The organism is Salinivibrio socompensis S35 (genome assembly GCF_000513715.1).
In the GTDB taxonomy this organism is placed as follows: Bacteria; Pseudomonadota; Gammaproteobacteria; order Enterobacterales; family Vibrionaceae; genus Salinivibrio; species Salinivibrio socompensis.
In genome coordinates this window covers 26,369-32,946 of record NZ_AQOD01000031.1, presented here as the reverse complement: position 1 = coordinate 32,946, position 6,578 = coordinate 26,369, and the positions used below count along the sequence as shown (strand labels likewise).

Annotated in this window: 7 protein-coding genes and 3 pseudogenes; 3 read left to right on the top strand and 7 right to left on the bottom strand. The window is 47.0% G+C overall.

Features of this window, described 5'->3' with window-relative positions; genetic code table 11:
• The 7 genes and pseudogenes from DZ54_RS24005 to DZ54_RS0104715 form a co-directional block, all read right to left on the bottom strand.
• Positions 1 to 180 (bottom strand): annotated as a pseudogene (locus DZ54_RS24005) (hypothetical protein); the annotation flags it as partial.
• 54 nt (positions 181 to 234) lie between these two features.
• Positions 235 to 768, bottom strand: a complete 534-nt coding sequence (locus DZ54_RS0104740) for a FlhC family transcriptional regulator (RefSeq protein ID WP_025673260.1) — start codon at positions 766 to 768, stop codon at positions 235 to 237.
• Complete coding sequence (locus DZ54_RS0104735; protein WP_025673259.1) at positions 765 to 1,064, bottom strand: flagellar transcriptional regulator FlhD; 300 nt, start codon at positions 1,062 to 1,064, stop codon at positions 765 to 767. Before DZ54_RS0104735 ends, DZ54_RS0104740 begins: the two co-directional genes overlap by 4 nt.
• A complete protein-coding gene (locus DZ54_RS0104730; RefSeq protein WP_025673258.1) occupies positions 1,061 to 1,609 on the bottom strand; it encodes a lytic transglycosylase domain-containing protein in 549 nt (182 codons plus the stop codon). Before DZ54_RS0104730 ends, DZ54_RS0104735 begins: the two co-directional genes overlap by 4 nt.
• A complete protein-coding gene (locus DZ54_RS0104725) occupies positions 1,596 to 2,258 on the bottom strand; it encodes a DUF6475 domain-containing protein (protein WP_037353572.1) in 663 nt (220 codons plus the stop codon). The genes DZ54_RS0104730 and DZ54_RS0104725 overlap by 14 nt, the downstream gene beginning before the upstream one ends.
• Positions 2,245 to 3,113: pseudogene (locus tag DZ54_RS19165) on the bottom strand (hypothetical protein). The gene DZ54_RS0104725 and the pseudogene DZ54_RS19165 overlap by 14 nt, the downstream one beginning before the upstream one ends.
• A 55-nt stretch (positions 3,114 to 3,168) precedes the next feature.
• Entirely contained in the window at positions 3,169 to 3,420 is a 252-nt protein-coding gene (locus DZ54_RS0104715; RefSeq protein ID WP_025673256.1) for a helix-turn-helix domain-containing protein, read from the bottom strand.
• A 117-nt stretch (positions 3,421 to 3,537) separates the two neighbouring features.
• Here DZ54_RS0104715 and DZ54_RS0104710 point away from each other — a divergent pair, with 117 nt between their 5' ends.
• From DZ54_RS0104710 to DZ54_RS19160, 3 genes and pseudogenes are all read left to right on the top strand, one after another.
• Positions 3,538 to 4,185 carry a LexA family protein gene (locus DZ54_RS0104710; RefSeq protein WP_025673255.1) on the top strand — a complete coding sequence of 216 codons (648 nt, stop codon included), beginning with the start codon at positions 3,538 to 3,540 and terminating at the stop codon, positions 4,183 to 4,185.
• A gap of 193 nt (positions 4,186 to 4,378) precedes the next feature.
• The gene (locus DZ54_RS0104705; RefSeq protein WP_025673254.1) at positions 4,379 to 4,954 is read left to right on the top strand and encodes an anthranilate synthase component II; all 576 of its coding nucleotides are present in this window, start codon (positions 4,379 to 4,381) and stop codon (positions 4,952 to 4,954) included.
• Positions 4,955 to 5,336: 382 nt separating this feature from the next.
• A pseudogene (locus DZ54_RS19160) lies at positions 5,337 to 6,553 on the top strand (aspartate aminotransferase family protein).
• Positions 6,554 to 6,578: the final 25 nt, after the last annotated feature.

Sequence of the window (6,578 nt, the reverse complement as noted above, 5' to 3'; positions counted from 1 at the left end):
TTGAATCCCAAGTAGCTGAACAAAACGACAGGTGCAGAACAGAAATGGCAAAGCCGCTAACTTGGCAGATGCCGTTAATATTTCTGATGGAAAAAAATGAGCCGCAGCCAAAGTCACTAGAAAAAGCCCCAGTGATATAAACCAGCAGCGTGCTGGTAAAGATTTAAGTAAGTTTGTCATCTTAGTACTCTCAAAGTGCACGGGCGGTGCACAATCAAATCATGCATCAGCATGTTAGTTCTCAAAAAGTGCTCTAGTGGTTTGCTCGGCCATAATCTCGCACACAGGACATTTAAGCTGAATGCGCTGTTGTGATACCGTCAAATACAGACTACCGCATCGACACCGGTGTAAGGATGCAAGCTGTGATCTTAAATCACGAGCTAGAACCCAACCTTCATTGATGGTTAGTTTTTTCCAGGGGATCTCAGCTGGAAGATCTGCTTCTTCCCTTGCAATCAAGTACGCATCGTAAGCCTTCATCAAAGCATCAATATTTAATTGCTTGTAGACATTATCACCACCAATATTGACATAAAGCGCCATCAGCAGGGAGCCTTCAACTAGGGCTCTTCTGCTTTTAACAATGGCATCAGATTCTGGCAATTGACCAGGACAGGGTGACTTGCCTGTCACTTCTTTGTGAAGCCTTCTGATAATGTGGATTGGCAAACCGGTATCGAGCGCGATAATGGTTGTTCGAAATCCGTATTTAATAAGCAGCGAGGCTCGGGTAAACAGCTCACTTTTGGACAGGTTATCAATCATGCATCCCCCTTGTTGTTTAAGGTTGATAATAAATAAGCGATTCTTGGGATACCTGTGCCTTTGCTCTTAACCATCTCAATCAGTTGGCTTTGGTTACCCCTTGGTTGAAACAGCATGAATGATGAGGTCGCCACTAGTTGCAGGTCGTCCACACCAGCATTAATTAGTGCATCAACCACGTCGCGTTTAAGTCCAAAGCGCAAGACCGCCTCTTGTGGATCAATTCGCGCCAATTCCCGTGCCGCGTGCAGGTACGCCAAATTTAATTGATAGAAGTCTTGTTGATTGTTTGTCATTGACGAACCTCCAGTTCATGTAAAATATTGCGATAAATATAAAGCACTCTTTGCCCATACCAGCGTGCACGTTCTTCGTTCCAACTGTGGTAGCGGCCTATGCCAAGCTCTAAATCGTTCGGTGAAGACTTAATCGCTTCGGCCAAAATAATGGAGCCGATCGTTAGGTTGGTGATGGGGTCTAGCAGTTCCGCCGCTGAACTCACCCGATGTCCGTGCCAATGCAAATTGATTTGCATTAGGCCAATATCGAGTTGGTATTTTTCACTCTCTTGAAGTGCCTGGTTTAACAGTTGCTCAGCTTCTGTCTTAGATTTGGCGTAGGTTGCATTTGAACCATTGCGAATTGCGTATGGCCATGGACTGGTCATGTTAAGACCACGATGTGAGGCCGACTCAGCCAAGGCAACGGCGTAGAGCATGACTGGATCAATACCAACGCTTTGTGCTGCTTTTTCCCACTGATAGCCCGGAAACGCATAGACTGAAGTGCTTGCGGATATGGCTATCACTAGGGCAATGGTTTTTGCTTTAATCGTTTTCATTTTTGTCCTCTAATTGATTTCCGAGAAGCGCCTGAATGGCTTTCGGGCTTATTCTTTTTAAAGGCACTGCGCTAAAGTCGGCGATGCCTCTCGTGTAAACTTGTGCCGCTTTTGACCAGTCACCCACGGCAACAGGCGCTTGCATATCAAATCCTTTTTGCTGGTTCTGATGGTCTGCAATACCCTTTAATAGCCTTGGGTATTCACCCACTTCGTCCCGCAGCAAGTAAGCCTGGTAGCGTGTTAAAAACTCTTTTTGCTTAAAGGGGTATTCCCTGTCATCAACCTTGCAGAGTTCAACCCATCCCCCCATGTCTGAAATCACGCGGTGGATAAGCGCATCGTCAAACATCACTGATGTCCAAGCGCCAACCTGACGAACAGCCTTGTCAACTTTGTTCCAAGCAACCATGGCTCTTGAACCCGAGTTGCCATCGATATGCTTGATGACGTCAGCGGGCTTTGGAAAAAATTGCCCAGTATCCGGTGATTGAATATGCCGAGTCAGACCGATTCGCACATCTTCAATGCTGTAAGCGCGAAGAGCTTCAAATGCGATGGATAGCAATTGCGGTGATACGCTTTTGCCATACATGGCCCAAGCTGCTCCCCAAACTTCAGCAAACTCGCGTTTATCAACCTCCTGCACTTGAACGAACCTCCCGAATACCTGGTCCGGCCCAGCTTTCAGCGATGCGACGATTGCTTTCTTCAATATTCAATTGGTGATTGCTGCCCTTTAGGCTCGTCGATGATTGCTGTACTTCATCAATGCGAACGTACTCATCTTCCCATTGCCGGTTTAAAAGCCAGTTATGTGGCATAGGGTCTTAGTCCGATCTTGATACTGCAATCGGTTGTCACGTTGCTCTTTCCAGCGTGTTAGCACTTCCAAGGCGAGTTCATGGTCTTCATTGAGGCCCATGCGTAGCCATTCTTCTTTGGCTTTCGCTTTCTTTTCTTTGCGTATTTGTACATCCCAGAAGTCTTCAAACTGTATGTGGGCAACAGTTTTAACTGTTGATTTATTGCTTCTCTCAGAGTCATCCGACCGTTGAGAGTCCCTTACCGGGTTGCCATCAGGCATAAACAATGATGAAAATTCTTCTGGAAGCCGAGCTTGGAAAGCGGCAAGTGACTTCAAAAGCGATGCCATACCAACGAAGTCGGCAGGTACATCTTTAAGCAACCGAAAGGCTGCCTTACCTTGGTTCGGGTTTTCGATTGGGTTGTGCTTCAGAAAGCTCCGAATCAAAGTCCAACCAGATGCCTCGCAACGAATGAGGAACTGATCTTGTTCTAACTCACTTAAAGCCTTAGCAACTTGTTGCTCATTCCAGTTCAAGTCAGAAGCAACGTAACCAATCGGCAATCGAAAGCAGCCAAGCAAATTACAATGTGGGCATGTAAGCAAATACAGTCCTAGCAACTTCGCAGAGTCACTCCAGGACAAAACGTTTTGCTTTAGCCAAAAGCGGGTGTAGACCTTGCCATAATCACGCATGGAGGAACTCGCTTTTGTGTTTACGTAAAATGCTGACCATTACTTGCCCTTAATCCTACTGGTTACTGGCTTTCAGCTCGCTTGGGCATTCGGGATAGATGTCCGGTCTTAACTGGGAGCGGGTTACCTGTCCTTGCGTAGCTTGTTCGATGCATAAAACGAATTCAGCGGGAACACGCCCTGATTTATTCAACCAAAACCAGACGTTTTGCTGTTTTGAGTTGATGGCTCGTGCTAATGCTGATTGCCCGCCGACCAAGTCAATGGCACGGCGGAGATGTTTTTGTGTCGTGTTGAACACTTCCATACCGTCTCCTGTTACAATAATAACTGTTACAAGATTGAATGTTACAGTTTAAACTGTAGTTAAGTCAACAGTTAAAATTGTTGAAAGGCTACAGTTTTATTTGTAGAATACGGGCTTATGAAAACTTTATCCGAACGACTAAACCATGCTTTGCAGCTTACTGGGGTGACTCAGTCTGAGTTGGCTCGTCGCATTGGTATCAAACAGCAGTCGATCAGCCAGATTTGCTCTGGTAAATCGGCTAGGTCTCGTTACACCATGCAGATCGCGGAGGCGCTTCGCGTGAATGCTCATTGGCTCGCTACAGGTGATGGCGAGATAGGCTTGGGGGTCGGTAATGTAGAAGTAGGGCCTGACATAAAAGGAAGTATTCCTCTTATTAACTGGGTTCAGGCCGGGGATTGGACTGAAATAGCGGAGGGATTTGCCTTTGAAGATGCAGAGGAGTGGCGTGAAGTCACTGGGAAAGCACATGAAGGTTGTTTCGCACTGCGCGTAAAAGGCGACAGTATGGAAAATCCAAGCGGAAAAAAATCCATACCTGAAGGAGCAGTGATCGTTGTTGATCCTGAATTACCTTACTCTTCAGGTTCATTGGTTGTTGCGCGTCTGGATGATTCGAAAGAAGCAACCTTTAAGCAGTTGGTTATTGATGGTGAACAGAAGTACCTAAAACCTTTGAACCCGCAATACCCTGCAATACCGATCAACGGCAACTGCACCATCATTGGTGTAGTACGACAAGCTATCATCGATTTTTGGTAGTATGGCCCTACTAAGCTTTTCCTTTGAACTCGGATGCTGAGTAAACCGGTTGTTGCTCAATGTTGAACTCCGGTTTTAAATTTTTATTGATATGTGTGTAAACAAGCACTGATTGAAATTGCGGGTATGAGTGCGGGTATAGTTACTATCGCTGTGAATAAATTTACAATTAAAACAATGAGGTAATGCCTGTATGCTACTTATCATCGATAATTACGACTCGTTTACCTATAACCTGTATCAATACTTTTGTGAGCTGGGCGCATCGGTGTGTGTCAAACGTAATGATGCGATTAGCTTAGCCGAGATAGAGGCGATGGCCCCGACTCATATCGTGATATCCCCTGGTCCATGTACGCCAGATGACGCAGGTATTTCGCTGGCGGTGATTGAGCACTTTGCGGGAAAAACGCCTATTTTAGGGGTATGCCTTGGCTATCAGGCGCTCGCACAAGTCTTTGGTGCGCAGGTGATACGCGCTAATAAAGTGATGCACGGTAAAACCTCTCCGGTGACGCACCAAGGAGGCGGGCTGTTTGCCGACTTACCCACCCCGCTGACAGTGACACGTTATCATTCTTTATTGGTTGACCCGCAGAGTCTTCCTACATGTTTAATGGTTACCGCCACCACCGTTGACGTGGATGGAAGCGAGATCATCATGGGACTCAAACATCGTCATTTTGCCGTTGAAGGGGTACAGTTCCATCCGGAGAGCATTCTCACCGAAAATGGACATGCCTTACTGGCGAATTTTCTACAGCAATGATCGTTTATAGTAATGATCGTTTATAACCATGATCTTTTATAACAATGATCGCTTACCGCAGCGTTTTCCCGCTCACTGCTTACAGAAACAGTTGCAATAAATAGCGATCTTTATCACTAATTTTACATTTCGCTATATTTGACTGTCTTATCAATGGCTGCAACCTTATGCAGCCTTGGCAGCGGATATGATCACACTTGCCTCAATCGCATCATAGCCTTGCCCACTCGTGCCTTCTCTTTGCTCACAGCTTGTGCATAACTATCTCTTTAAACTGCATGAGGTTTGTTATCTTGCTAGAAACAAAACATAATCTGCTATTGCTGCGGTTAAAATAATGTAAATACTATGCCTCATAGATAAAACACAGAAGGATTGAGTGATGACCATGGAGCACAAAGTAGAACGTAAACTCTTCGATGAAGTCATGGTGCCATGTTACAACCCAATGCCGATGATCCTGATCACGGTAAAGGGTCACGCATCTGGGACCAAGAGGGCCGAGAGTATATCGATTTTGCCGGTGGTATCGCGGTGAGCTGTTTAGGCCATTGTCATCCGGTTATGGTCGATGCGTTGACGGAACAAGCTCAGAAGCTGTGGCATTTGAGTAATGTCATGACGAACGCTCCCGCGCTGCGCCTGGCAAAACGACTTACCGAACTGTCGTTTGCAGACCGGGTTTTTTACGCTAACTCCGGCGCGGAAGCGAACGAAGCCGCACTAAAATTAGCACGTCGTTGGGCGAAAGAAGAACACGGCGAGCACAAAAGTGAAATCATTGCGTTCACCAAAGGCTTTCATGGCCGTACCTTCTTTACCGTCACCGTGGGTGGCCAACCTGCTTATTCTGACGGCTTTGGCCCCAAACCCGGTGATGTGACCCATTTGCCATACAATGACATTGCTGCACTGGCTGATCACATTTCCGATCGGACCTGTGCGGTGATGATCGAGCCTTTGCAAGGTGAGGGCGGAATCGTGCCGCCAGAGCCGGGTTTCCTTCAAGCCGTGCGTGAATTGTGTGACAAACACAATGCACTACTGGTGTTTGATGAGGTACAAACTGGTAATGGTCGCACTGGCACCTTCTACGCCTACCAAGAGTCGGGCGTAGAACCTGATATCTTGGCGACCGCAAAATCACTCGGCGGTGGTATCCCTATTGGCGCCATGCTCACCACAGACGTCCTCGCGGCGCATATGAAACCGGGGGTTCATGGCTCAACCTATGGCGGCAACCCACTGGCTTGTGCAGTCGCAGAAGCGGTGGTCAATGAAGTGGCCAAACCCGAGGTACTTGCCGGTGTGATGGAGCGCGAGCAATGGTTTCGTGACGGTTTAGAAGCGATCAACGATAAGTATGGCATTTTTAGTGAAGTCCGTGGCAAAGGCCTACTACTCGGTGCGGCACTAAACAAAGACTGGGAAGGCCGCGCACGCGATATTTTGGTTGCGGCAGGTGAAGAAGGCTTGTTGGTGCTGGTTGCTGGACCAAACGTTGTGCGTTTTACCCCCTCATTAGTGATTACCAAAGCAGATATTGAAGAAGGAATGGCACGCTTAGAACGTGCAATTGCCAAGGTCGTTGCAGGATAAACGACCTTACTCACTCGGAGGGATT